This window comes from Methylomonas sp. LW13 (genome assembly GCF_016865255.1).
GTDB lineage: Bacteria > Pseudomonadota > Gammaproteobacteria > Methylococcales > Methylomonadaceae > Methylomonas.
The window spans coordinates 69,644-96,036 of the sequence record NZ_CP033381.1 but is presented as its reverse complement, the minus strand read 5'-3'; the positions used below and the strand labels follow the sequence as shown (position 1 = coordinate 96,036).

Sequence of the window (26,393 nt, the reverse complement as noted above, 5' to 3'; positions counted from 1 at the left end):
CGGGTTGTTCAAAAGAATGTGTCTTTACTGGCAATACTATATCGAATCGAAACTACATGGCAATTGCTTTACGCTTTAAATCTGGGTTAAAGCAAAATTTATATTGAACCATCGCTCAGCGCGCCTGAAATTGTGGTTCTCTGCGTGAGTATGGATGTTGGTGCCGCCCGCGGAGCCACCACGCTTAAGCGCTGCCACCAGGACTGCACACTGGTTTCTTGCCAGGACAACAGCCATTGCGGATACAGACCTATCACCAATACCAGCAGCGCCGGCACGACCAGCAATGCCAACTCGCGTGGGCGCAGATCCTGTACTTTGGCTATGCTGTCGTGCACAAGCGGGCCGAAGAATGCCCGTCTGACAAAACCCAACAGATACGCCGCGCCCAATACCGCGCCAAACAAAGCCACCATCGCCAGTGCCGGATAAGCTTGCAATGCGCCGAGTATCATCAGCAATTCCGCGGGGAAGCCATTGGTGCCGGGCACGCCGATACTGGACAGCACAAACAAGAAAAATAGCGTCGTTAAGCGCGGCAGCGGTTTAGCCAAGCCGCCGAGATGAACCAGATCGGTACTACCCAAGCGTTGCTGGATCATGCCGGCGATCAACATCAGGCTGCCGGCGACTATACCGAAATTCAGCAACTGCATGACCGCGCCTTGCAAACCTTGCAAATTAAAAGCGGTGATGCCGACGATGACCAGGCCGACGTGGCTAATACTGGAATAAGCCAGCAAGCGGCGCAGATTGGTTTGCTGCAACGCGATCAAGGCGCCGTAAATCAGCGTCACCGCACCCAGTATCGCCAACAGCCAGCGATGTTCCAAGGCGGCTTGCGGCGCCAGCGGTATCGCAAAACGAATGATGCCGTAAACGCCCAGTTTCAAACCGACCAGCAAGGCGCTGAGAAAAGTCGGCGCCTCAATGGCAGTGGTCGGCAGCCAGGTATGAAACGGCAGCAGCGGCGCTTTCACCGCAAACCCCAAAAACAGCAGCAGAAAGATCAGACCCTGCGCCGACTCGGGTATCGGCGTGTTGAGTAAAACCGGCAAACTGAAAGCCAAATCCTGCGGAATGGTCCCGCCGTTAGCCTGCGCGTGATTAATCGCCAGCAAAATAATCCCGAACAACAAGGGCACGCCGCCGAATAACATATACAAGGTATATTTCATCGCCGCGTACCGTCGCTCTGCGCCTACGCCCCATAACCCGATCAAGAAAAAAATCGGCGGCAAGGTCAGCTCCCAAAACAGGAAGAATAAGGCCAGGTCCAATGCGGTAAATACACCGATAGTTACGCTCTCCAGCGCCAGCATCAACGCCAACTGAAAGCGGTTTAATTGCCGCACGCAGTTCCAGCCGGCCAACAAAGCCATCAGGGTCAGCAAGGCCGTCATCGGCAAAAACAGGATCGAGATACCGTCCACGCCGAGTTGATAGTGAATATTCAGGCCCGGTATCCAGGCATAGTCTTCCAGCAACTGAAAATCGCCGCGTGCACTATCGAAAACCCCAGCCGCCGCGACGGTAAACAGTAATTCAACAACGGCCACCAACAAAGCGCCGCGCTTGGCTAACTGGGTATCCTGGATGAACGCCAGCGATAAGGCCCCCAACAGAGGCCAGACCAGACAGAGGGACAGTAAGGGGAAACTATCAGTCATGGTGCGGGCCGTTCATGTGGTGGCTGTGATGTTCCGGATAATGTTCACCAATCTCCTTGGCTTCCTGATCGATGTATTTCAGCCAGGGCGTGGTGTAAAAACCGGTGCCGATCAGCAGGCCGCAGATGGTCACAGCGATAATCCGCTCCTTAACCACCGGATGGTGGACGCTGCCGTAAGGCTGAACAATGCGCTTGGCATGAGCAATAAACAGACGCTGAAACGCCCACAACAGAAAGGCTGCCCCCAGCACGTTACCCAGCAAAATCGCGATGGCGATGTACCAGCCGTGTTCCTCTATGGTGCCTTCGATTAATAAGTGCGCGGCATCGAAACCCGGTGTGCCGGGCATGACCATGGTGCTGAGCGCGGAAATCAAAAACAGCAAGGCTATCGTCGAATTAGTCTCGAACAACCCGCCCAGGCGCGGCAGGAACGAGGTACGGGTACGTTCGTAAATCAAGCCGATGCTGAACAGCATGCCGGCAGTCGCCAACCCATAGGCTATCGACAGCAGAATGCTGCCTTCCAAGGCAAAATCGTTGAAGGAGAATACGCCTATCGCCAACATGCCGGTGTGACTGATTACCGCAAACGCCAACAGCCGGCGCATATTGATTTGCATCAGCGCCAGCAGGGCGCCGTAAAAAATCCCGATCAAGCCCAAATCGACGACAAAATGCACCCATTGCTCGGCCGCACCCGGCACTAGCGGCAGGATGAAGCGGATCAAGGCGTAGATACCTAGTTTCAAACCGGTGAGAAAAATCGCCGCGCTGGCGGCGGTGCCGTGCTCCGCCAGCAAAGGTAACCAGGCATGGAACGGAAACAGCGGCATGCGGATGGCAAAGCCGAAAAACAACAGGATAAAGATCAGGGTTTCGTTGGGAATCGCCAGATTGTGGTGCTTTAAGGTCAACCAATCAAAGCTCAAATCCAAACCATTTTGCGCCAAACCATAGCTCAGCAACACAAAGCCGGCCAGACTCATCGCCAAACCGGACAGCCAGTATTGCAAGACCGATTTCACCACTTGATTGCGCTGCTTGCCGGTACCGGCAAATACCGTTAATAACACCACCGGCACCAGTTCCAGCAAGCACCAGAACCAGAATTGTAGCGTATTCAGTGCCGCAAACGCGCCGATTAAAATACCTTGATAGGCCAGCAGGCAGGCGATGAACAAGCGGTCGTTGCGATGCCGCGTGATCAAGGTATAGACCAGCGCCAGCAAGCCTAAAATTGCCGTCAGTGGAATGAACAGAATATTGGTACCGTCCACGCCAACCCGATAGTTAATACCAAATAGTTGAAAATGTTCGGCAAGATGGAGCCCAGGGGTTTCCGAGTCGAATATTAGCAACAGATAAATGCTCAGCAATACGTTCAGCAATGCCCCGGCAAAGGCCAGCCGCACGCTATAAACCGGTTTGGCAAACACCACCGCTAACATGGCCAGCAAAGGCACCAGCGTCATCAAGGTCAATAGCGGTACCGCCGCCACTGCCTGCCAGAAAACAATAGGGGTATTCATCGGTATCCCAGCGCTACCATCAAGGTGATCAACACAAACAACGCCAGATAGCGCGGCTGTAACAATAATTGTTCGAAACGGTTGGCAGCCTGCCCCAGGCGCCGGCCAAATCGAATCGAATCGCGGCCGATGCCGCGCAGAATGAAATGATATTCAAACCAGTTCAGCAAGGCGGCGGTCCATTGCGCCAGTTTGCCGGCCAGACCGCTGCCTTGCGCGAAACTATCCTCCTGGCTATCCAGGTTGGCGCCCATTTTTTGTTCTTCCCATTGCGCGAACGACGACACCGCTTTGATAGCCGGGGCCGGCGCGCCCAAAGCAGGATCGACGATGTGCTCGTCGATGTAGCGCGCATCCTTGGCCAGGCGCATAACCGGTTTCACCAACAACCAATCCATGGCCGGCTCCAGCCAACCGCGCTGCAAGGAAGCGATAAAGGCCCAGCGGCAATTTGCCAGCGCCGGCGCCACCGGTCGAATCGGTTGTCCGTGGGTGTTGTGCAAGATGGACGGCGCGGTTAGCAGCAAATAGCACCGCACTACCGCATGCGCACCCAGATGCCAGGCCGCCAAAGTCCAAAATCCCAAACCGCATTCGACAAACATCAAGCCCAGTTGCGCGGAAGTGGCAAAGATTTGCGAGCTTTTAATATCGGTCTGGCTCAAGCCTACCCAATAACTGTAAATTGCCGTCAGTGCGCCAACCACCGTCAACACCAGCATGGCCAGCGGTACCTGCATGAACAGGGGCTGCAATTGAATCATCAAAAACACGCCGGCATGGATCATCGCCCCGCCGTAGAAAATAGCGCTGGACGGCGTTGGCCCTTCCATTGCCCGCGCCAGCCAGGGCGTGAACGGAATCTGCGCAGATTTGGCGCATGCCGCCACGGCAAAACTCAGGGCCAGCAAGGTAGCATCGCCCGCTTCCAGATCGGCCGCGCTGCTGTTGATGGTTTGCCAATCGGCGTTTTCCAACCAGGCCAGGGCCAGACCGATTGCCAAAATAAAACCGCCGTCGCCGATGCGGTTGGTCACAAATACGCGGGTGGCGTTATGCGCGGCGATGGGCCGGTCATAGGCGTAAGCAATCAGCCAATACGAGCAAACCCCGGCCATCTCCCAGGCGATAAAGGTAAACACCGCGTTGCCGGACAACACCAACAGCAGCATTGCCGCCGCAAATAGATTCAGGATGAAAAAAAAACGATGGAAACCGGCCTCGCGGTGCAGGTAATTCACTGAAAAGCGCATCACGACCAGCAGTAACAGCGAGAACAAACCGGCCACCGCCAGATTAAAACCGCCGGTGCTGAGTGTGTAGTCTATGCTCAGCGAGCCGCTACGCAGCCAGGTGCCGTACGACACCGAGTCGGGCAACTGACCGGACAAATTGCCGGCCAATAAAGCCAGGGCCGTCAGTACCGATAGGCCGATAGCCGTCACGCCCAGCCGGGCCGTGGTTTTCTCGCCGGCCTCGCCGTCGATAATCCGGCAAAAATGCAGGCTGCCAATCAATAGCGCCGCCAGCAACGGAAACAAGGGAATCAGGGTTGCGTAGGCCGCCATACTCATACAACCGCCATTAAATCGGGCTGTTTGATCAGCATAGGCGCCACCGGCTGGGTTTCGTCTCGGTAACAATCCGGCGAGTTATCCCGTAGCGGCAGTTCGCTGTTGTCGGGTTGCCAGCGCACGAAGCCGACACCGCGTTGAAACACAAATATCTCGCCGCTATCCGGGTCTTTGGCGCTGAGATGCACCCAGCCGCCGCCGATCAGTTCTCGCAGGCTTTCCTGCCGACCGTAAATTTGCTCCAACACCGCGGTTTTCGCCTCGACAACGATTTGTAAACGCATGGCCTCGTGAATCTCGATCATCTGCCTTGGTAAGCCGGTGCGCAAGTCGCTACCGGCACCTTCCATCACTGCACAGAAGCCAGTCAGATTGTGCGGCACTTTTGAACCGCAACCCAGCCGTTCGTTATTCACGGTGGAGAAATAATATTCCAGGTTGATGCCGGCGCCGACCGGACCGACCGCCAGCAAAATGCCTTCCAGCACTGTACCTTCCGGGTCCTGGCTCGGATCGTAGGAAATCAAAAACAGGCGACGGTCAAAAAATGCACCTTGCGTTAAAGAGCGTCTACCGACCAGTGCCGCGGCGTTGGTGGCATGGCCCAACTCCGGCCGAGCCTGGGAAAAATCGGCAGCGCGATTTAGAAAATGCCGTAACGCTTGCTTGGGCTCCGGCCGGCGCGGCGCGGACGCCAAACGCCGGCAGCGCTCGTGAGCCGACATGCGTTGCGCGTGTTGCATCTGCTGCATAAATTTGTTGAAGGCCGGTTGGCGCTCCCGCGGCACGGCGCTGCTGTCATACCAGATGATGTCTTCGTCGCAGGTATTGTGTTCGGCGCCGATGAACCAGGTGTCGGCTGGAATGACGATACCGCGCTCGGCCAGTAATTGCCTGACTTCTGGCCGATTCGCCATTGCCGCGAACAACCGGGCATTGGGTCCGCCGTGCCGGCCGCTGCAGGCGCCGCAATCGTATGCGGACAAATGCGGATTGTTTTGGCTCATCGAACCATGGCCCATCAATACCACCAATTCGGCAAAGCCGTAAGTCAGACCGGTATTACGCAAAAATCCGGCAATTCGGTCGGCTTGCTCCTGGTCGGTAAAGCCTAATCTGGGCTGTTGGGGCGAGGCCGGTGTCTCAGGGTTACCAGCGGTAAAATGCAATTGCGATGGCACGTCGGGTGCGATGCCTTTCGCCACCGCAGCCAGCATCTGCTGCTGCGTTTTGGGAATGAAACTTTTCGCCAGCAAACCGAGCAACGTAAGCGGTGCCATGGTATTAATCACCGGATATGCCAGCAGCGCATCGCGGCGCAAACCGTGCTGAAGCAAATCGGCAAGCCGTTGCTTTAGATTGCGACCTTGCCGGCGCCGGGCCAAGGCTTTTTCCTGGCCGGGTTGACTGCATTCCTGAACGTTATGTGCCGGTACGACCACCACCGGACAAAGGGCCGTCAATTTGCTATCGTCGAGGCCTTGATAATTCATCGGTACGCCAAAAAAACCGGCGGCTCCCAGCGTTTCGATAGCCGGATTGAGTTCTTCCAAGTGACGGCGGATGCCTTCCTCGCGATCATCCATGCAAAACACGATTTGTGCTGCGGGGCGGTTGTCTCGTTGCGCCCAGCGCCCGCGATTATGATTGGCGTGCAGGGCTTGCAGCAGCGCTTGTTGATAATGGCGTTCGTAGGCGTTCAGCCAGATTGTACTGCGATCCGCTTCGCTGAAAGTGTCGATGACGGCCAAGCAATCCAACAGCGGGGCCGGCTCTGATCGCTGCACGTCACTGGCGGTTAATCCAAGCAATTGGCAAAGGCGAAACAAGCGCCAACCCTGGTTATAAATACTGAGGGCTGAGGGAGCCAACGGACTAAGTTGCCAGGTCCAAATCCGTTCGGCCACGGTCTGCCAGACCTGTTTGTCCCGCGCCGAATCTTTCAGTAAAGCCTGTGACGCAAGCGCCAAATACTCCGGCAATTGGCCTTTAAACAAAGTATGCCTGACCGAAAACTCGGCCAGGTTTTTCGAAAAATAACCGCGGAGTTTGTCCAGTTGCGCCTCGCAACCCCATTGCTGCCTGCATAGCTGTTCTGCGTACAGCCGATCCAGAATCAAGCGTATCGCCAGATAATCGGCCAATAGGGGCTGGGTGGCGTCATCCGCTTGATAATCGGGATGAGTTTGCCGCCAGTTGATCAAACCCGACCAACCCGGCAGTTCGAGGGTTAGCCTTTGCAGATAGCCAACCCAGCGGGATTCTGGGATTTTCAGTGCTACCAGCTCTTGCGCAATCGCATCTATGGGTTCGGCAGGTAGTGCTCCCATAACCGCTTGCCAATTATGTAGTTCCTGAAAAACCGGCTGGGCATCGTAGATCAAACTCTCGCGCCAAGCTTCGTACAAACCCAGTTCTTGGCGCTTAGGCAATCGCCAGGCCGCCAGGCCTTCGTCCAGCAAAGATGCACATAAACGAATTAATTGAGGCCGCACCGTGTCCAGAATATCCTCGCCGGTCAACGCCAACAGCAAGCCGCGCAATGTCAAACTGCCGCCGACCCGTGCAAAAAGGCTTTCCAGGCTCTCCATGCAAGATTGGCGCATCTGCTGTTCCGCACCGGCATTCGCCGCATCCGGCAGCCATTGCCGGATTTGCTCGGCGGACAAATCCAGCAAATCTTCCGGATGCAAATTCTGCATTTGCAATCCAAGCTTGGCGACCAAACCATCCCATAACTCGGAAGCCTTTTCGCCGTTGCTTAACATATTCTCCAACACCCGGAGTTCGCGCACTTGCCAATCGAATTGCGCAGGCTTCAGGGCCGCCAAATCGTGCAGCAAGGCCAGTCGGTAAAGCATGTGTTGGGTGATGGTTTTGCCATTGACCTTGAAAATCTCGGTGTCCAGCGCATCAGCAAACTGCCGCGCCAACGCAGCATCAATATCGTCATCGGCTATCCGGCCCCGCGCATAAAACTCGCGAAACTGTTCGGCCGGCAGGTAGCAACTGATACCCGTCAATTCGGTAAAGTCCGCCAGCGCTTGTTCGAACGGCAGGTGTTGAAAACCATGCAAGGTATTGTGATGCACAAAATCGTGAATCGGTGCTTGTCCCGGTAATACGTGATCCAGGTGATGGATCGCGTCAAGGATGATTTGTCGGGGCGACAAGGTGCTTGTAGACGATGCCATCATTGCCTTAACACCCTGATCTTCGAAAATGGTGTCGCTACCGCGACGGATATTTTAATGTCGGTTCTCGGACCGACAGCCGAGATACTTTCTTTTGCATCGCCAAAAGAAAGTATCCAAAGAAAAAGCGACCCGAATACCGCTTTGATCCTGCGCGCCAAAGCTTTTTCCGAGGGTTTTCGGAAGGGGCTTCCCAGCCCCTCCGAAAACAAGCGGCATCCCTGCCGCTCCCCTAGCGGGCTGATCTCGGAAAAAGCTTCGGTGCTCGGCGCGGCATACGGGAGCCGGACCCTTCCTTCGATATGGACTATGTTCACGGCAACCTCTCCCCCATTACCGCCAACATTTTCCCCACCGTTGCCATAGACAAATCAATCAACGGCGCCGGTAGCAAACCAAACAATACAATACCGCCGACCAACACGCCGGAAGCCATCAGTTCCAAAGATTTCAGGTCGGCAATCTCACGCATCTGCGGTTTCACCGGCCCGGTAAACAGCAAGCCGATGGTGCGCATCGCATAGGCGGCGCTGATCAGAATACTGAGGCTAAAAAACACCATCAACCCTCCCCATTCTTGAAAGCCGCCGATTAGGGTATGCAGTTCCGCGATAAAACCAACGGAGCCGGGCAAGCCCATGGCCGCCAGCAAGGTCAAGGTAGTCAAGGTGGCAAAGCGCGGCATGACCTGCACCAGCGAACTGTAATCTTGAATGTTACGGGTATGCGTGCGTTCGTAAAGCAGACCAACCAATAAAAACAACGCGCCGGCGATCAGGCCGTGCGCGGTCATTTGTAATATCGCACCGGTGAAGCCTGTTTGATTCAGCGCGGCAATGCCCAACAGGACCACGCCCATATGACTCAAAGAGGAGTAAGCCACCATGGCTTTCAGATCGCGTTGCCGCCAGGCCAGCAAGCCACCGTAAAGCATGCCGAACAAAGCCAGAAATACCAGCAGCGGCTGAATCAATTTTGCGGCAACCGGCAACATCACCACACAGCGCAGCAAGCCGTAGGCACCCATTTTCAGCAGAATGCCGGATAACAGAATACTGATTGGACTGGGTGCTTCGACGTGAGCCAACGGCAACCAGCCGTGCAAGGGAAAGATCGGCATTTTCACGCCAAAGCCGATCAGGAAGCCCAGCAGAACCAAAACCTGTTCGATCTCCGGCATATTTTGCGCGGCTTGGCCCATCGAGGCCATCAAGGAGCCCTGGTTTTCCAGATCGTATTGACTGATCGCCAATAAACTCAGCAACATGAACACCGAGCCGCCCATGGTGTACAGCACGAAATTTAAACTGGCGGCATGCCGGCGTTTGCCGCCCCAGCGGTCGATCAGGAAAAACAGCGGGATCAACGTCACTTCCCAGAAGATGTAAAACAGCGCCCAGTCTTGCGCCATAAACACGCCGAGCATGCCGAATTCCAACAACAGCACGGAAATATGATAGCCCTTGATGCTATCGGCCAAAGAAAAGGAAGCCAGCAGGGCAATGCAAGTCAACAGCGCAGCCAGCACCAGCATCGGCATGGACAGGCCGTCCACACCCAAAGCATAAGCACTGCCCAGTTTGGGGTTAAGCGGATAGAACTCGCTGAATTGCAGCGCGGTGTCGTCGGCGTCGAACTGGAGCAATAGCAAACCAGCCAGCAACAAAGCCGCCAAGCTGAATACATTAGCTACAATTCTGATCAATCGGCTATTCCGGCCGGAGACCAGTACCAGCAATATTGCCCCCAGCGCCGGGGTCCATAACAGCGCGCTTAGCATCACCATTGTTATCGTCTAAGTCCAATACAGTAAACATTCTAACGACATTTGGTTGAAAAAAGCCAATCCGCCCAAGAATTGGTTTAAATAAACCAGATGGCCGTTTAGGGCTTGCACTATCGGACGGTAGAGCCGATTTCGCAAAGCCCGGCGCTTCGTGTAACCTAAGCGCAGCAAAAAATATCGGGATTTGGGGATCCTGCGCATGCCAAACATGGTCACGCTAGCGATTAGCGCCAATAGCTCGGCGACGTTTGTAAACGCTGTGCGCATGAATACCACCCGTTCTTTACCCCGTTTTCCCGCGAATTGATAGCCTGTAACAACTATGCAAATCCACATGATAGCCGTCGGCAACAAAATGCCGGACTGGGTACAGCAAGGTTATAATGAATATGCCAAGCGGCTGCCGCGCGAATGCGAGTTGCTGCTAAAAGAAATTGCCCCGGACAAACGCCGTAGCGGCGACATTGCCCGCATTACCAAGGACGAAGGAGAACGCATGATAGCGGCATTGCCAAGCCGGGCGCACGTGGTGACGCTGGACATACCCGGCAAACCCTGGACCACTCCGAATTTGGCGCAAGCCTTGCAACGCTGGCTGGGCAACGGTCAGCCGGTCGCATTAATGATAGGCGGACCGGAAGGTTTATCCCAGCAAGTGCGCGACCTGGCGCAGGAATCCTGGAGCCTGTCGCCGCTGACCTTCCCGCATCCCTTGGTTCGAGTGATTGTCGCTGAACAAATCTACCGGGCCTGGAGTCTGTTGAATAACCACCCTTACCATCGTTAAGCGCATGCACCCACAACTGATCCTGGCCTCCGCCTCGCCGCGCCGCAGCGAATTGCTCAAGCAAATCGGCATCCGTCACAGTATCATGGCGGTAGACATCGACGAAACGCCGCGGCCGGGCGAAACACCGACTGCTTACGTCGAACGGGTAGCCGCAGAAAAATCGGCGCTCTGTCTGGCAACGGTCGGCACTGATTTACCGGTACTGGCCGCGGATACCAGCGTGATTTGCGACGGCCGCATCCTCGGCAAACCGGACGATTTGCAGCACGCCATTGAAATGCTCAGTCATTTATCCGGCCGCAGCCATCAAGTCTATAGCGCGGTATCCTTACGCGGTGAGCAACACTGGCAAGCGCTTAGCGTTAGCGAAGTGCGCTTCCGGCCCTTGAGCCACCAGGAAATCGTCGCCTATTGGCAAACCGGGGAACCGCACGACAAGGCTGGCGCCTATGCCATTCAAGGCTTGGCCAGCGTATTTATTGAATCGATCACCGGCAGTTTTTCCGGCGTGATGGGCTTACCGCTCTTCGAAACCGCGCAATTATTAAGCCTAGCAGGCATAGACATTATTCAATGAGCGAAGAAATATTAATCAACGTCACGCCGCCGGAAACCCGAGTCGCGGTGATCGAAAACGGCGTCCTGCAAGAACTGATTATCGAGCGGGTCCGGCAAAAAGGTTTGGTTGGCAACATCTACAAAGGTGAGGTGTGCCGCGTGTTGCCGGGCATGCAGGCGGCTTTTGTGGATATTGGTTTGGAAAAGGCGGCGTTTTTGCATCTCTCCGATTTCAGCAGCAAGGAACTGGCCGAAAGAGCCTCGGAAAACATCGAACACTATTTAAAGGAAGGCCAAAAATTGGTGGTGCAAGTCACCAAAGATCCGCTCGGCAACAAGGGCGCGCGACTGACCACCGATATTTCCATCCCGTCCCGCTATCAGGTTTACATGCCCTATGCCGGCAACTCCGGCGTCTCGCAACGCATCGAATGCGAATCCGAACGCACCCGTTTGCGGGCTTGCATCGAAGCCTATCAGCTGAAACATCAGGTGCCCGGCGGCTTTATTGCCCGTACCGCAGCCGAGTGTGTGGAAGACGTGATTTTGTATTCCGACATGACTTTTTTGCACAAACTCTGGGAATCCATCCTGGAAAAAAGCAGCAAGGCCAAAGTCAAAACCCTGATCCACGAAGACCTGCCGCTCAGCATCCGCACCTTGCGGGATTTGTACAAAGACGGCATCGAAAAAATCCGCGTCGATTCCAAGGAAACCTTTCTACGCTTGGTCGAATTCGCCGAAACCTTCGTGCCGGAAATCGTCTCGGTCATCGAACATTATTCTGGCGAGCGGCCGGTGTTTGATATTTACAATGTCGAGGACGAAATCAGCAAGGCGCTGGACCGAAAGGTTAAACTCAAATCGGGTGGTCACCTGGTGTTCGACCAGACCGAATCGATGACCACCGTTGACGTCAACACCGGCGGTTATGTCGGCGGCCGCAATCTGGAAGAAACCATCTTCAAGACCAATCTGGAAGCGGCCCAGACCATTTCCCGACAACTCAGACTGCGCAACCTGGGCGGCATTATCATTATCGATTTCATCGATATGCAGAGCGAGGACCATAAAAAGCAGGTGTTGCAGGCCTTGCAGCGCAACCTGGACAAGGATCACGCCAAGACCAAAATCACCGAAGTCTCCGCGTTGGGTCTGGTGGAAATGACCCGCAAACGCACGCGGGAAAGTCTGGAACACATTCTCTGCGAGCCTTGCTCGACTTGCGGCGGCCGCGGCGTCTTGAAAACCGCCGAATCGATCTGCCTGGAAATTTTTCGGGAAATCATTCGCGTGGTCAGGCAATACAATGTCCAGCAAATCCTGGTACTGGCTTCAGAACAGGTCGTGGAAATGCTACTCGACGAAGAAGCCGATATGCTGGCGGAGCTGGAAATGTTCTTGAAAGTCGGCATTAAAATCCGCGCCGAAGCCGAATATAACCAGGAGCACTACGACGTGGTGTTGCTATAGGCGGCTATTTTGGTTATTCACCACGTTACCCGGGCTACCCGACACCTGTTGTTCTGGTCGCTGATCACGATTGCCCTCGTCTTGAGCGCGGTACGGGTTTTTTTGATCGACATTGCCGATTACCGCATCACGCTGGAACAAAAAGTCCGCGAGACCACCGGCATTCCGCTGCATATCGGCAAACTGGGCGCGAATATGCGCGGTTTCAGTCCGGAATTATTGTTGCGGGAAATCGCTATCGAAGGCGCCGAAGCCGGGGCGAAACCGGCTATCCGTTTGCAAGAAGTGCGGATCGGTATCGATTTACTGGAATGGCTATTGACCCAGGACCCTATGGCCGCCAGTTGGGTGACGCTGGTGGGCGCCAAACTGGATATTCTGCGTAATGAGGACGGCAGCCTCAGCATCAAAGGCCTGCAAAGCAGCGACGGGCAACCGCTGTGGCTGTTACAGGGCGGCAAATACGAGATCCTGCAAAGCCAGGTGACGTGGCAGGATCTGAAGCGGCATCGGCCGCCGGTGACTGTCGAACACTTCGATTTGCTGATCAAAAACCACTATCTGGATCAAAGCCACGAGCTCCATCTAGTCAGCAGTTTGCCGGAGCAATACGGCGACAGCTTGCGCATTTCCGCCCAACTTGACGGGAATATCTTCCAGGCCAATGGCATCAACGGCCAAATTTATGTGGAAGGCAGCAATCTGCAAGGGCCGGCTTGGCTGATCGAGGATTTACCACTGGGTTTGCATTTGGAATCCGGCTCGGGCGATATGCGGATCTGGAGCCAATGGCGCGACTCGATGCCTTACCAAGTTAGCGGTTATCTGCAAGGCCAACAGATTAAATTCGGCAGACAGCAAGGCAAACCGCTGCAACTCGATACCTTTGAAGGCAATCTGGCCTGGACTGAGCAAAACGGCCGGCAACGTTGGAGTGCCTACGACGTCAACGTTTTTGCCAATCATCAGCGCTGGCGGGATGCCGAGCTCTATCTACAGCAAGATGCGCAAGGCAACCTCAGCGGCGTGATCAAACAGTTGAATTTGCAAGCCTTGATGCATTTGATACCGCCGTTTCTACCGGCAGAGCAAACCGATTGGGCTAAATGGCTGTCACTCAATCCACGCGGCACTTTGCGCGATCTGTCGTTTTACGCTGAGAGCAATCAACAACGCTATGCGCTCAACGGCCATTTCAGCCACCTTGGTAACGATGCGCAAGGCGACGTGCCGCAATTACAAGAGCTAAGCGGCTCTATCATTGCCGGCGACCAGGGCGGGCAACTGATATTCGACAGTACAAACGCCAAATTCAATGCGCCGCAAATGTTTAGGAGTAGCCTGGACGTCCCGCGTTTACAAGGCCAAATCAACTGGCGGCAAACCGACAGCGACTGGCAAATCGCCAGCGAAAATCTGCAACTGGACAGCGCGGCCTTCCACACGCAAACCAACCTGCAACTCAGCATCCCGAAGAATAGCGACAGCGCTGTCATTGATATGCGCACCCGTTTCGACAATTTCAAAGACATCAGTAATGTACCGCAATACCTGCCGGCCAAAATCATGGGTAAGGATGCGGTCGCCTGGCTGGACGACGCCTTTATCGGCGGGCATATCGACAAGGGCGAAATGCGCTTGAATGGCAAATTGGCGGACTTCCCGTTTACCACCGGTCCCGGCCTATTTGAAGTAGTGTTTGAGATAGACGACGGCGAAATTCAGTTCAACGCCCTGTGGCCGCATTTGCGTGCGGTGCATGCCGATGTGCAATTCCTCGGCGCGGATCTGAACGTGGCGATTAACGGCGGCCATAGCGAAAACGTCGACATCAATCAAGCCGTAGTTTCGATTCCTGATCTGGCCAATAGCGATTATGTTTACGTGTTGGGCCAGGTGCAGAGTAAGCTGCCGCAAAGCTTGCAGTATCTGCAAAAAACCCCGCTACGCGCCAAAATCGATCCGCTGGCTAAAGTGTTGGCCCCGGATGGTCATACCCAAGTCGACCTGGATCTGAAAATTGCTTACTACGAGACGTTGCCGACCACCGTCAAAGTCGATGCGCATCTGGATAAGGCTCGCTTGCTGGTCAAACCCGTCGATCTGGCCGTCAACGACATCAGCGGCGTGCTGCGCTTTACCGAAGACCGGGTCAGCAGCACCCGGCTGGAAGGCAATACCCTGGGCTATCCGATACATGCGATCCTACAAAGCGATGCCAGCGCCACGCAAATCCTGATAGACGGCACCACCGACATCCAGCGCCTGGAAAAGCAATTCAGTTTCCTGAAAAATCAGGTTGCCGACGGCAGCTTGAATTATCAAACCGTATTGACGCTGCCTTACGATGCGGCTAAGCCGTCCACCCTGAGCATTAACAGCAACTTACAGGGCGTAACGATCAACACCCAGGATGCTCTGGCCAAATCGGCCGAGCAAGAGCAAGCATTGAATCTAAGCTTTATTTTTAACAACAGCCCATACTTGCCACTAAAAATTACTTACGGCAAGGAGTTGAACGCTGCGCTGTTGATCGACGGCAAACAAAATCAACTCCATTCCGGGCATATAGTGTTCGGCCGGAACTCGGCGGACTTTTACGAACCGGCAGGGTTGAAGCTGGAAATCAAGCAGCCGCAATTCAAATTGTCCGACGCGCTTGCCGCATTCTCCGACAACGAAACCCAGCAACGTTTGCCGGCGTTAAAAGAAGTTATTCTGGATACCGAGCAACTGATCTGGCAAGGCCAGAACATCGGCGCGCTAAAATGCCGGTTGCAGCATATCAATCAAGCTTGGCAAGCCACGTTGGACAGCGCGATGGCACGCGGCAAATTGACGATCCCCGACCAGCGCGGCGGCACCAACATCATCAAGCTGCAAATGGATTATCTGAATTTGTCGGCGATGGATAGCCTGAATTTCGACGCGGCAGAAGACGTCGTTACCGACTTGCCCTTGATCGAGATCGACAGCAAACAACTGCTATGGCGCGGCGTGGATTTGGGTAGCTTGAAGCTGAATACCGAGCGGCTGATCAACGGCATTCATTTCAAACACGTGCAACTGGCCAGCGTGGCCGGTACGATAGATTTCAGTGCGGACTGGATCAAACTGGTCGGTGGCAGTTCGACGCAATTAACCGGCAAACTGAACATGAACGGTTTCGGCTTGTTTCTGTCGCAGCTAGGTTTTACCGACGACTTGAGAGGCACACACGCCGAAATCAATTTCAACGGCGGCTGGCGCGGCGCCCCGCAGCAATTTTCAGCGGCCAACCTGACCGGGCAAATGCAGCTGAAGTTCAGTGACGGCCGCATTTCCAGCATCGAGCCGGGCTTTGGCCGCTTGCTGGGCTTGATCGCGATGGAACAATGGGCCAAGCGCTTGAGCCTGGATTTTACCGACGTCTACCGCCAGGGCTTGGCCTTTGATCAGATTACCGGCGACTTCAAAATCAGCAACGGCTTAGCCTATACCGACAATTTATTAATCGACGCGGTATCGGCGAAACTCAGCATAGCCGGGACCGCCGACCTAGTAAAAAAGACCATGGACCACCGCGTTGCCGTCGTGCCCAAGAGTTCCGGGGCGGTGCCGATTGCTGGTACAATCGTGGGCGGTATCGCTGCCGTCATTACCCAAGTGGTGACTGACGATTACAAAGAAGGTTATTTTTTCGGCTCGCAATACAAACTCGCCGGGCCCTGGGGCAATGTCGAGGTCACGCCGTTACACGATCAAGACGGCTTGGTGCAAAAGGCTTGGCGCGGCTTAACCGGCGGCTGGCTGGAGTCGCTGAGCAAATGAACGGCTCTGCCGAATAAACGGCTCCCCAACAGTTAAAACTATAGAAAACAATTAAAATCAGGGACACCTCATGACCATATGTGCCGCCATCCAGATGGCCTCCGGACCGCAAGTCAGCGCCAATTTGCTTGAAGCCGAGAAACAGATCGCCGAAGCCGTGAAAGCCGGTGCGAAACTGGTAGCCTTGCCGGAAAACTTTGCCATCATGGGTATGAACGAATACGACAAGGTTAAAGTCAGCGAGCAGGATGGAAACGGCCCGATTCAGGATTTTCTGGCCGCCATAGCCAAAAAATACGGCATATGGGTGATAGGCGGCACGATGCCGATGCAGGCCACCGCCGCCAATAAAGTCCGCGCGGCTTGTTTGATCTACAACGAGCAGGGCGAGCGAGTCGCCCGCTACGACAAAGTGCATTTATTCGACGTCAGCGTGCCGGATACCGCCGAGGAATACCGCGAATCCGACTCCGTCGAAGCCGGCGACGCCTCCTGCGTGATCGATACGCCGTTCGGCCGGCTGGGTGTGGCGGTTTGCTACGACTTACGCTTTCCGGAATTTTTCCGGCCGATGACCCGGCAAGGCCTGGATATATTGGTGATCCCTTCCGCGTTTACCGCCAAAACCGGCGCCGCGCACTGGGAAGTATTGTTGCGGGCCCGCGCCATCGAAAACCTCTGCTACGTCATCGCGCCAAACCAAGGCGGCTTTCATATGAATGGCCGGCAAACCTACGGCCACAGCATGGTGATCGATCCTTGGGGCGTGGTACTGGATTGTTACAAAACCGGCCCTGGCTTTGTCAGCGCCGAAGTCGATAAAAGCCGCCTGGAAAAAACCCGCCTGTCTTTCCCGGTGCTGGAACATAGACGCTTTTTTTGCGAGTGAGCCTTATGTTGTTAAGAACGCTGACTTACAGCCTGCCTTGCCTGTTGCTGACGGCTTGCGCGGATGCGCCGGACAAATACCGTGATACCCACCACCTGGAACTGCCGCCGGTTTTACCGATAGAACATACCAATCCGCAGCCGGCAGTGGCTGCCGACGATTTAAAGCCTAAGTCGGCTTTGGCCGATTTGATGGCGTTTACCGACGAAGGGGGCAAGCCTGTGCTTACCTTGAAAACCCGCCCCGACCGGGCTTGGGAAATGGTCGCCACGGCATTGAAAATCAGCAATATCGAAGTGCTGGATAAAAGCCAGGAAGATCAACGCTTTCAGGTGCGTTATGACCCCGACACCAGCGGCAAAGATGTCGGCTTGTTGCGCGCTTTATTGAATAATGATTACGACGAAGCCGAATACACCATCAAGTTGAAAGAAGAGCGGCGTGGCTTAACCGTCAACGCCAGCCTGACAAAACCGGAAGACTTGGAGTTTGGCGAAGATGGCTCGGCGGAGCTGATTCGTTTGCTACACAAAGCCATAGACGAAAAAATCATCAACCGCCCGCCTGACAAGAAGGCCGACGAGTAAGCGGCAAGGCTTGATTTAAGCGTCGTCCCGGCGCCAGTGCCCGGATTTGCCGCCGCTTTTTTCCAGCAAACGCACCCCTTGAATCGTCATGCCGCGGTCCACGGCTTTGCACATATCGTAAATGGTCAGCAAGGCAATCTGGGTCGCGGTGAGGGCTTCCATTTCCACGCCGGTTTGGCCGGTAGTCTTCACTGTGGTTTGACAATAGACCCGACTCAAGTCGGTTTGGGCTTGCAGGCTAAGCTCGACATGACTGATCGGCAACGGGTGGCAGAGCGGAATCAGATCGGCGGTTTTTTTACTGGCCATGATGCCGGCAATGCGGGCGATGCCCAGTACGTCGCCCTTCTTGTGGGTGCCGGACACAATCAACGCCAAGGTTTCCGGCTGCATCTCTATGTACCCCTCGCAAACCGCCTGACGTTGGGTGATGGCCTTATCCCCGACATCCACCATATGGGCTTCTCCGGCGGCATTAAAATGAGTGAGCGGCGAATGGGACATGGCATACTAGGCAAGTGGAATCAGCCAAGCATTGTATTACCGGGTGAATAAAGATGTCGATTAAAGTGCTTTACTTTGCAAGCTTGAAGGATCGCGTCGGCCGCAGCTACGACGAGCTGACAATCGATGCGCCGTTGACAGTGCTAGAGGTCTGGCATCGCGCTAATCCGCACATGGACATGCCGGGCACGGTATTGGCGTCGATCAATATGGAGTATGTCGGTCTGGATGCCGAAGTTAGCGACGGCGACGACGTGGCGTTTTTTCCACCGGTGACCGGAGGTTGAAATGAGTACCATCAAACTTAGCGCCGAGATTTTCGACCCCTGGCAAGAACTGGCCGATTTTCAAGCTCAGGCGGTCGACATGGCCGGCAAATACGGCGCCACCGGCGTTTTCGTTGGCAGCATGCGCGACTTCAATGAAGGCGACGAGGTACGCGGTATGTACCTGGAGCATTATCCAGGGATGACCGAAAAGCAATTACAGCGTATTGTCGAACAAGCCCAAAGTCAGTGGCAGTTATTAGACGTGCTGCTGATCCATCGCATCGGCCAGGTATGGCCCAACGATACGCTGGTGCTGGTGGCAGTGTGGTCCGCGCATCGCGGCGACGCTTTTGACGCCAGCCGCTTCATTATGGAAAACTTGAAAAGCCAGGCACCGTTCTGGAAACGGGAAACCTTGGAATCCGGACAAACACGCTGGGTCGAAAAGAACAGTGACGGCTATCTAAAGCAACCTTAGGGCTGTTAAGACTGACGCAAATTACCCGTGGACTTTGTCTCGGCAGCATAATTTACCGTTGGCATTTCGGCCAATGACTGGGCTTGCAGCTGCTGTTGCAGTTCGGCAATTTGCTGGTTGGACTGAGTAAGCTGCTGTTTCAGTTCATTGATGGTTTCATGCAGATATTCGAAGTGAACTTGAAAATAGCGCGCAGACGGGAAGCAGGCATCCAAGGCTTCCGGCGACATTTTGTCCAATTTGGTTCGAGATCGTCTTGTTTTCATATTACACCTAATCATCATTATCGGCTAAAGCATACCCATGCGGCATGATTGCTATGATGCTGTTAATAGTAAGACGTTCCAGAACGCAAATCCCCCACTTAAAATACCAAATATTTTAGCAATAGCCCCAAGCGTCAAGCATACTTACCCGGTAACCAGCCACGCTCGACGCATTCCCGAAAATTCCATTGCGGCATATTCTCGGTTTTATAACTCCAGAAAAACCAGCCCAGATACTTTTCGAACACGGCCAGTTGGGCGGCCGCGTAGCCGCGACAAGCGATATCGAACTGCATGTCGTCCATTTCCGTATGGACATGATCGAAAAGCCCCTCGGCCCAAAGCGCCGCCAGTTTTGCATCCAACCCCAAACTCCATTCGCCGACGTAGGTCGGCAAACTCAGGCCGCTGATAATCTCGTCAGCTTCTGCTTTCCAATCGCAAACCACTTTTTGCAAATGCTGATAAATATCCCTGTCGATATCGTCCTGCACAAAACATTGATAACGGTGTATGTCAAAGATCACATTGCCATGCTCGGGCGACTGTAAAAAACCGGCGTATTCGCGAAACGACCGGAAACCATCATGAAATATCACCGCCACCTGTTCAGCCGGACAATGGCGGCGAATGCGCCAATAAGCGGCTTCGGTGTAACGTTTCAACAGTTCAGTATCCACATCCCAGCGCGGCTCGTTTAAGATCTCAATTCCGTGCAATGCCGCGCGTTTGCCGTAACGCTGGGCCAATCGCTCCAGGGTCTCCAGGGAATAGTCGATATAGCTGTTTTGAGTATGCCACTCGCAAACGTCCTGGATGCCGCCATTATCGAAACCGTTCTGACAGCCGGGCGCGGCATGGAGATCGACAACGACCTTTAAGCCAAATTCTTCAGCCCAATCGAAAGCCCGGTCAAGTACCTCCATGCCGCCGCCGACAAAAGGAAATCGCACGGCGCCGAAACTATGATGATAGGGATAATCGGCTGCAAACAGCCAATAGCCAACCGGGATGCGTACCGCATTGATCCCGACTTGCGCCAACCAGGCAAAGTCGGCGCGGGTGATGAAGGTTTGCCAATGTTGCTGCAAACGGGTTTCGGCTTCGCGGCCCAATTCGACGCACCAACTGGTCTCGTCCCTGGCATTCAACCCGGCAAACAAACTGGGCGTCATCCATTTTTCTAAAACCAACCATCCGCCCAGATTGACCCCGCGCAGTTTTTTGGCAGACATTCGGATAGCCCCTGTAACAAAGCGCCTTAGAGCACGTTTCCCGTTAGCAGAGCGTAATCCGCCGCTTGTACAAAGCCTGTATATTGGGCACCTTGGTGATGGTCAGGACAGCGGAATCCGTGAGCCTTTTATGGATTAGATTGACCATGTCCACTTCGCTTTCAGGGTCGAGCGAATCAAAGGCTTCCTGCATCAATATCCATTTGGGTTTGTGCAACAACAGCCGCACCAAGCCCAAGCGTTGTTGTTGTTCGCGCTCAAGATTCTTCTCCCAATCGGCAACCTGGTCGAGCTGTTCCTCCAACTCTTTCACTCCGGCCAGTTGAAGGGCATTTTCAAGTATCTGCTGATCGAAAGTGGAGGGGTTGGATGGGTAGCAAATCGACGCGCGCAAGGTACCGGTAGGCAGATAAGGACGCGGCGGCATAAAGAACATGGTTTCATCATCCGGCAATTCAATTATGCCTTCGCCCCATGGCCACAGACCTGCTATAGCTTTGAACAGCTTGTTACCGGAAAACGCATTGCCAGCAATCAACACCCGCTCTCCGGCCTTGATTTCTTCATTGAGAGTGGACACGCAGACGATTCTGTCCAAACGCGAAATGCATAAATCGCGAAACGCCAATACGGATTTGTCGCTTTTCACCAAGCGAATCCGATAGGGGTCAGGCTTGGCTATTTCGCGTTCCAATTGCTCCAGGGCCTTGCTCAATCCCAAAACTCGCTCGACAGAGGCCCGCCATTCCGCAACCTTACCCATATTGTCAACCGGCCAGGACAAAGCCGCGACCATTTGCTGGAAAGCCTGCGCGGATTGCATCAACGCTCCCAGGCTGATCGTACCCAGAATAAAGCGCGGCGCCGACACCAAGATAGGAAATGCCATGGACAATATCGAATAACCGGAACTGAACATGGTGATCCGCTGCCAGGCATGGGTTTGCTGATTCCAGGCATCGACAATGTTTCCGAATAAATGATGAAAATGCGGATTCTCATGGCGCTCACCGTGGATCAAGGCAATGGCTTGCGCATTCTCCCGGGCTTTGACCAGCGCGAAGCGGAAATTGGCTTCCACGGTCTGTCTATTGTCGGTAGCCATAGTGAGCGGCTTACCTATCCACCAACCCAGCGTGGATGCGCTAGCGGCGTAAATCAACGCCAACCAGACCAAATGGCCTTGAACCGGGATTTCGACCAAACCTAGATTTACCGTAACGGTCCCCGACAAGGTCCACAGGATCTCGGTAAAACTGGTCAACAACAGTACGCAGTAAAAGAAAGTGTGTAACAGATCGATTGCGTATTCAGTGGAAATGCGGACATCTTCGGCGATGCGTCCGTCAGGATTATCGTGCTGACCCGGTAAGTGGGTAACCAGATAATGCCGGCCGTCGCGCATCCATTGCCCGATCAATTTATCGGTTAACCAGCCCCGCCAGCTCAGTTGCAAGCGGCGTTTGACGACCAAATGGGTCGCCGTGATTGCCATATTCGCGATAAAAATCAAGACGATCAACCCAACTTGGGTAAACAGCCTCGACATAGAGCGCTGCTCCAAGGCATCGAATAAATCCGCGCTCCATTCGGTAATAATGACCGAGACCGCAATTTGCGCCACTGTTAACGCGACCAAAAACGCCGATAAGGTCCGAATGGTCGTCTTATTTTCCGAGCACCAGAAAGGGCCGGCTAATCGGACGAATTGCATAAAAAATTTGCTGGTTGTTCGCAAGGCCATACTCCTCGTTTAAGGTCGTCGCGCAATATAACAAAATTAATCGCATCGATAACCATCAAATGTGCTGGCGCGCTGCTGGCTGCACATCAGAATGAGTCTAGGCTTCTGTGTTTTATGACAAAAAAGAGAAAAACAGCGGTGGGGATGTTTGACGAGTTTGTGACGAGCGCTGTAGCGCTCGTCGGTACAGAGGTTTTGCGCTCAGCGCTTCATCGAATCGAAAAATGCAGCGTTGGTTTTAAAGTCCTTGAGTTTGCCCAGCAAAAACTCGGATGCCGCCAACTCGTCCATTGGCTGCAGGATTTTGCGCAAAATCCAGGTTTTTTGCAGTTCGTCCGGATCGACCAGATATTCTTCGCGGCGCGTGCCGGAGCGGTTGATGTTAATCGCCGGATAGATACGTTTTTCAGCGATTTTCCGCTCCAGATGCAGTTCCATGTTACCGGTGCCTTTAAACTCTTCGAAGATCACCTCGTCCATCCTCGAGCCGGTTTCCACCAGCGCGGTAGCGATAATCGTCAAACTGCCGCCTTCTTCGATATTCCGCGCCGCACCGAAAAAACGTTTGGGTTTTTCCAGCGCATTAGCGTCGACACCACCGGACAACAGTTTGCCGGAAGACGGTACCACCATGTTGTAAGCACGGGCCAGACGGGTAATCGAGTCTAACAGGATAACCACGTCGTGCTTGTGTTCAACCATGCGCCGGGCTTTTTCGATGACCATATCCGCCACTTGCACGTGACGGGTAGCGGGTTCGTCGAAGGTACTGGAAACCACTTCGCCACGCACGCAACGCTCCATCTCAGTCACCTCTTCCGGGCGCTCGTCGATCAAGAGCACGATCAGATAACACTCGGGATTGTTCTCGGCAATCGCATGGGCGATGCTTTGCATAATCATGGTTTTACCGGCTTTCGGCGGCGAAACGATCAAGCCACGCTGGCCTTTACCGATAGGGGCGATCAAGTCGATGATACGGGCGGTTAAATCTTCACTGGTGCCGTTGCCTTGCTCCAAACGGAAACGTTTATTGGCAAACAGCGGTGTCAGGTTGGAAAAGGAGATTTTGTTTTTGGATTGTTCTGGCGATTCGAAGTTGATGCTTTCGACCTTCAACATCGCGAAGTAGCGTTCGCCTTCCTTCGGCGGGCGGATTTTGCCGCTAACGGTGTCACCGGTGCGTAAACCGAAACGTCTGATCTGGCTGGGCGATACATAAATGTCGTCGGGGCCCGCCAAATAGGAGCAACCCGGTGTTCTTAAAAAACCGAATCCATCCGCCAATATCTCCAAAACCCCATCGCCAAAAATATCTTCCCCACTCTTCGCCTGTTTCTTCAAAATCGCAAAAATCAATTCCTGCTTTCGGGCTCTGTCGATGTTTTCGAGACCCAAGGATTCAGCGATTGCAATAATTTCAGTGGCTTGTTTAAGTTTTAACTCGGTAAGATTCATGTTGATTAAGGGAAATGAAAGAAATGCAAAACAGCAGAGTGCTGTTTACAGCGGCAGGTAGTTGTTGGATTTGTTAAGGACGTTCAGAATGCGAAGAAGCAAGCGGGGAAAATTCTAGCGCAATAACCGGACTTATCAAAAACATTTTTAATAAATCCGGTGATTCGGCTTGATTTATATGTTGCTATCGATAAACGCAGCCAATTGGGATTTGGTTAAGGCGCCGACTTTAGTCGCTTCCACTTCACCGCCTTTAAAAAGCATCAAGGTCGGGATGCCGCGCACACCATAGTGCTGCGGGGTTTTGGGGTTTTCGTCGATATTCAGCTTGGCAACGGTGAGTTTGCCTTGATATTCGGATGCAATTTCATCCAAAACCGGGGCAATCATTTTGCATGGACCACACCATTCTGCCCAATAATCGACCAACACCGGCGCACCGGCTTTCAACACAGTTTCATTAAAATCAGCGTCTGATACATGAAGGACTAGGTCGCTCACGCCATTCTCCATTAGTTTACAAAGTCAAGACTATAGTTTCGCGGCGCTTTAATTGTCAATCGATTTCAACCGCGCGGCTTTTTAGTTTATTCTATCGGGCTATGAAGAAAACACATTTGACGGAAACACGTTTTAGCAATTTGGAGCTGTCCGACTCCATCATTAAAGGTCTGAAAGAAGCAGGATTCATCAACTGCACACCCATTCAGGATAAATCCTTGCCCTTGTCTTTACGCGGCAAGGACATTGCCGGCCAAGCCCAAACCGGCACCGGCAAAACTGCCACATTTTTGCTGGCGACTTTTCAGCACCTGATCAACGACGAAAGCGAAAAAATCAAGAACCCGCGCGCGCTGATTCTCGCTCCAACCCGCGAGCTGGCGATCCAGATTCACAAAGACGCGGTGGCTCTGAGCAAGTATCTGAATCTGAAGTTTGCATTGATCTACGGCGGTACCGACTATCAAAAGCAGTTGGATAAAATCAAGGGCAATGTCGACATCATTATCGGCACACCGGGCCGCATTATCGATTTCTACCGGCAAGGCGCCTTCACTTTGGATAACATCCAGGTCACCGTGATGGACGAAGCCGACCGCATGTTCGATTTGGGCTTTATTAAAGACATCCGCTTCCTGCTGCGCCGCATGCCGCCGGCAGAAAAGCGTTTGAATATGCTGTTTTCCGCTACGTTGTCTTATAAAGTCACCGAACTGGCTTATGAGCACATGAACAACCCGGTGCTGATTCGTATCGAATCCGAGGAAGTGACTTCCAAAGCCATCAATCAGGTGGCTTATTGTCCGGCCAATGAGCAAAAAATCCCGCTATTACTGGGTTTGCTGAAACATCACCAACCGCAGCGCAGCATCGTCTTCGTCAACACCAAACGCTGTGCCGAGCAACTGGACGATTACCTGGCTGCCAACGGCCATAAAGTGGCTATGCTCAGCGGCGACGTGCCCCAGGAAAAGCGCCAGCGCCTGCTTAACGATTTCCAGGAAAACCGGGTCACGCTGCTGATCGCTACCGACGTGGCGGCGCGCGGCCTGCACATTCCGGACGTATCTCACGTGTTCAACTACGACTTGCCGCAAGACGTCGAAGATTATGTACATCGGATTGGCCGTACTGCCCGTTTCGGCGCCAGCGGCGAGGCGATCAGTTTTATTTGCGAGGAATACGCTTACTCAATGCCGGACATTGAGGATTACATCGGTGAGAAAGTGCCGGTGCAAAGCATCACGCCGGAATTGATGGTAGAAGAAGTGATCAAGCCCCAACGCCGCGAGCCGCGCGAACGGGTCATGCCGCGCGACAAACGCCCGCCGCGTTCAGAGCACAAGCCCAGAGAGCACCGGCCGCCCCGCCCCGCTCCCACTACAAACCAGGCATCAACGCCCGAAAATCCTCCACCGCCACAAACTCAGCAACCTGCTTAACCGGCCGTTGACTATCCGGCTTGCTGATCGATACCAGATGAGCAATGCCGAACGTCCGGGCGGACGTCAGCACCGCAACGCTATCGTCTACCAGCAGCGTTCTATCCTTTGTGAACAAATGCTGGTCTTGCAGGATCTGCCAAAAACCTTGCTGCTCCTTGGCAAAACCAAAATCGTGCGACGAGACGATTTCGTCGAAAAACCCATGCAGACAGGTTTTTTCCATTTTCAGATTCAAGCTATCGCGATGCGCATTCGTTACCAGCAATAGCCGCTTGCCGCTGGCTCGCACCGCATCCAAAAACTCGGTGACATGTGGATGCACCGCAATCAAACCGGCCAACTCCTGCTTCAATCCGGCGATATTCAAAGCCAATTCCTGGGTCCAATAATCCAGACAATACCATTCCAGCTTGCCCTCCATGGCCTTGAAACGCGGCGCCAACTGCTGTTTGGCGTCCTCAAGCGTTAGGCTATGCAGTTCGGCAAAGCGCAAGGGCACAAATTCCTGCCAAAAATGATTATCGAAATTCAAATCCAGCAAAGTGCCGTCCATGTCCAGCAGTACGGTATCGATTTGTTTCCAGTCGAGCATTTTAGTTTATCCCTATCATTCAATAGCTCTTGTCAT

The 26,393-nt window shown here is 53.8% G+C and carries 21 protein-coding genes; 9 read left to right on the top strand and 12 right to left on the bottom strand.

From position 1 onward, the window contains the following. Window positions 1–98 precede the first annotated feature (98 nt). The 5 genes from JL719_RS00370 to JL719_RS00350 all read right to left on the bottom strand — a co-directional run bounded on the left by JL719_RS00370 (window position 99) and on the right by JL719_RS00350 (window position 9,758). Window positions 99–1,670 carry a complex I subunit 4 family protein gene (locus tag JL719_RS00370; protein ID WP_033157565.1) on the bottom strand — a complete coding sequence of 524 codons (1,572 nt, stop codon included), beginning with the start codon at window positions 1,668–1,670 and terminating at the stop codon, window positions 99–101. Beyond that, a complete protein-coding gene (locus tag JL719_RS00365; RefSeq protein WP_033157566.1) occupies window positions 1,663–3,204 on the bottom strand; it encodes a complex I subunit 4 family protein in 1,542 nt (513 codons plus the stop codon). The genes JL719_RS00370 and JL719_RS00365 overlap by 8 nt, the downstream gene beginning before the upstream one ends. Next, a complete protein-coding gene (locus tag JL719_RS00360) occupies window positions 3,201–4,778 on the bottom strand; it encodes an NADH-quinone oxidoreductase subunit 5 family protein (protein WP_308441622.1) in 1,578 nt (525 codons plus the stop codon). Before JL719_RS00360 ends, JL719_RS00365 begins: the two co-directional genes overlap by 4 nt. Continuing rightward, a complete protein-coding gene (locus JL719_RS00355) occupies window positions 4,775–7,972 on the bottom strand; it encodes a DUF2309 domain-containing protein (protein ID WP_225892955.1) in 3,198 nt (1,065 codons plus the stop codon). Before JL719_RS00355 ends, JL719_RS00360 begins: the two co-directional genes overlap by 4 nt. Window positions 7,973–8,285: 313 nt before the next feature. Continuing rightward, the gene (locus tag JL719_RS00350; protein ID WP_033157569.1) at window positions 8,286–9,758 is read right to left on the bottom strand and encodes a complex I subunit 4 family protein; all 1,473 of its coding nucleotides are present in this window, start codon (window positions 9,756–9,758) and stop codon (window positions 8,286–8,288) included. Window positions 9,759–10,080: 322 nt separating this feature from the next. Between JL719_RS00350 and rlmH the strand changes: the two genes are divergently transcribed. The 6 genes from rlmH to JL719_RS00320 all read left to right on the top strand — a co-directional run bounded on the left by rlmH (window position 10,081) and on the right by JL719_RS00320 (window position 17,865). Beyond that, window positions 10,081–10,545: a 23S rRNA (pseudouridine(1915)-N(3))-methyltransferase RlmH gene (gene rlmH / locus JL719_RS00345; protein ID WP_033157571.1), complete on the top strand. Its 465-nt coding sequence runs from the start codon at window positions 10,081–10,083 to the stop codon at window positions 10,543–10,545. A 4-nt stretch (window positions 10,546–10,549) separates the two neighbouring features. Continuing rightward, window positions 10,550–11,125 carry a Maf family protein gene (locus JL719_RS00340; RefSeq protein ID WP_033157572.1) on the top strand — a complete coding sequence of 192 codons (576 nt, stop codon included), beginning with the start codon at window positions 10,550–10,552 and terminating at the stop codon, window positions 11,123–11,125. Further along, complete coding sequence (gene rng, locus JL719_RS00335) at window positions 11,122–12,579, top strand: ribonuclease G (protein ID WP_033157573.1); 1,458 nt, start codon at window positions 11,122–11,124, stop codon at window positions 12,577–12,579. Before JL719_RS00340 ends, rng begins: the two co-directional genes overlap by 4 nt. A 9-nt stretch (window positions 12,580–12,588) precedes the next feature. Beyond that, window positions 12,589–16,389, top strand: a complete 3,801-nt coding sequence (locus JL719_RS00330) for a YhdP family protein (protein WP_033157574.1) — start codon at window positions 12,589–12,591, stop codon at window positions 16,387–16,389. A 70-nt stretch (window positions 16,390–16,459) separates the two neighbouring features. Then, a complete protein-coding gene (locus tag JL719_RS00325) occupies window positions 16,460–17,278 on the top strand; it encodes a carbon-nitrogen hydrolase family protein (RefSeq protein WP_033157575.1) in 819 nt (272 codons plus the stop codon). A 5-nt stretch (window positions 17,279–17,283) separates the two neighbouring features. After that, on the top strand, window positions 17,284–17,865 hold the full coding sequence (locus JL719_RS00320) for an outer membrane protein assembly factor BamC (RefSeq protein ID WP_033157576.1): 582 nt from the start codon (window positions 17,284–17,286) through the stop codon (window positions 17,863–17,865). Window positions 17,866–17,880: 15 nt separating this feature from the next. On the opposite strand, the gene moaC is transcribed toward JL719_RS00320, so the two are convergent. Continuing rightward, window positions 17,881–18,369 (bottom strand): cyclic pyranopterin monophosphate synthase MoaC, encoded by a 489-nt coding sequence (moaC, locus tag JL719_RS00315; protein WP_033157577.1) that lies wholly within the window; start codon window positions 18,367–18,369, stop codon window positions 17,881–17,883. A gap of 53 nt (window positions 18,370–18,422) precedes the next feature. Between moaC and JL719_RS00310 the strand changes: the two genes are divergently transcribed. Next, window positions 18,423–18,656 (top strand): MoaD/ThiS family protein, encoded by a 234-nt coding sequence (locus tag JL719_RS00310; protein WP_033157578.1) that lies wholly within the window; start codon window positions 18,423–18,425, stop codon window positions 18,654–18,656. Window position 18,657: 1 nt separating this feature from the next. Continuing rightward, window positions 18,658–19,116, top strand: a complete 459-nt coding sequence (locus JL719_RS00305) for a molybdenum cofactor biosynthesis protein MoaE (RefSeq protein ID WP_033157579.1) — start codon at window positions 18,658–18,660, stop codon at window positions 19,114–19,116. A gap of 5 nt (window positions 19,117–19,121) precedes the next feature. On the opposite strand, the gene JL719_RS00300 is transcribed toward JL719_RS00305, so the two are convergent. The 5 genes from JL719_RS00300 to trxA form a co-directional block, all read right to left on the bottom strand. Further along, window positions 19,122–19,382 carry a hypothetical protein gene (locus JL719_RS00300; RefSeq protein ID WP_033157580.1) on the bottom strand — a complete coding sequence of 87 codons (261 nt, stop codon included), beginning with the start codon at window positions 19,380–19,382 and terminating at the stop codon, window positions 19,122–19,124. 134 nt (window positions 19,383–19,516) lie between these two features. After that, window positions 19,517–20,617, bottom strand: a complete 1,101-nt coding sequence (locus JL719_RS00295) for a glycoside hydrolase family 5 protein (RefSeq protein WP_033157581.1) — start codon at window positions 20,615–20,617, stop codon at window positions 19,517–19,519. Between the two features lie 43 nt (window positions 20,618–20,660). Then, window positions 20,661–22,331: an ABC transporter ATP-binding protein/permease gene (locus tag JL719_RS00290; RefSeq protein ID WP_084153348.1), complete on the bottom strand. Its 1,671-nt coding sequence runs from the start codon at window positions 22,329–22,331 to the stop codon at window positions 20,661–20,663. 231 nt (window positions 22,332–22,562) lie between these two features. Beyond that, complete coding sequence (rho, locus tag JL719_RS00285; RefSeq protein WP_033157583.1) at window positions 22,563–23,819, bottom strand: transcription termination factor Rho; 1,257 nt, start codon at window positions 23,817–23,819, stop codon at window positions 22,563–22,565. 174 nt (window positions 23,820–23,993) lie between these two features. After that, window positions 23,994–24,320, bottom strand: a complete 327-nt coding sequence (gene trxA / locus JL719_RS00280; RefSeq protein WP_033157672.1) for a thioredoxin TrxA — start codon at window positions 24,318–24,320, stop codon at window positions 23,994–23,996. A gap of 101 nt (window positions 24,321–24,421) precedes the next feature. Between trxA and rhlB the strand changes: the two genes are divergently transcribed. Continuing rightward, window positions 24,422–25,762 (top strand): ATP-dependent RNA helicase RhlB, encoded by a 1,341-nt coding sequence (rhlB, locus tag JL719_RS00275; protein WP_033157584.1) that lies wholly within the window; start codon window positions 24,422–24,424, stop codon window positions 25,760–25,762. Here rhlB and yrfG read toward each other — a convergent pair. Beyond that, window positions 25,701–26,357, bottom strand: a complete 657-nt coding sequence (gene yrfG, locus JL719_RS00270) for a GMP/IMP nucleotidase (protein ID WP_033157585.1) — start codon at window positions 26,355–26,357, stop codon at window positions 25,701–25,703. The two genes, rhlB and yrfG, sit on opposite strands and share 62 nt — an antisense overlap. Window positions 26,358–26,393: the final 36 nt, after the last annotated feature.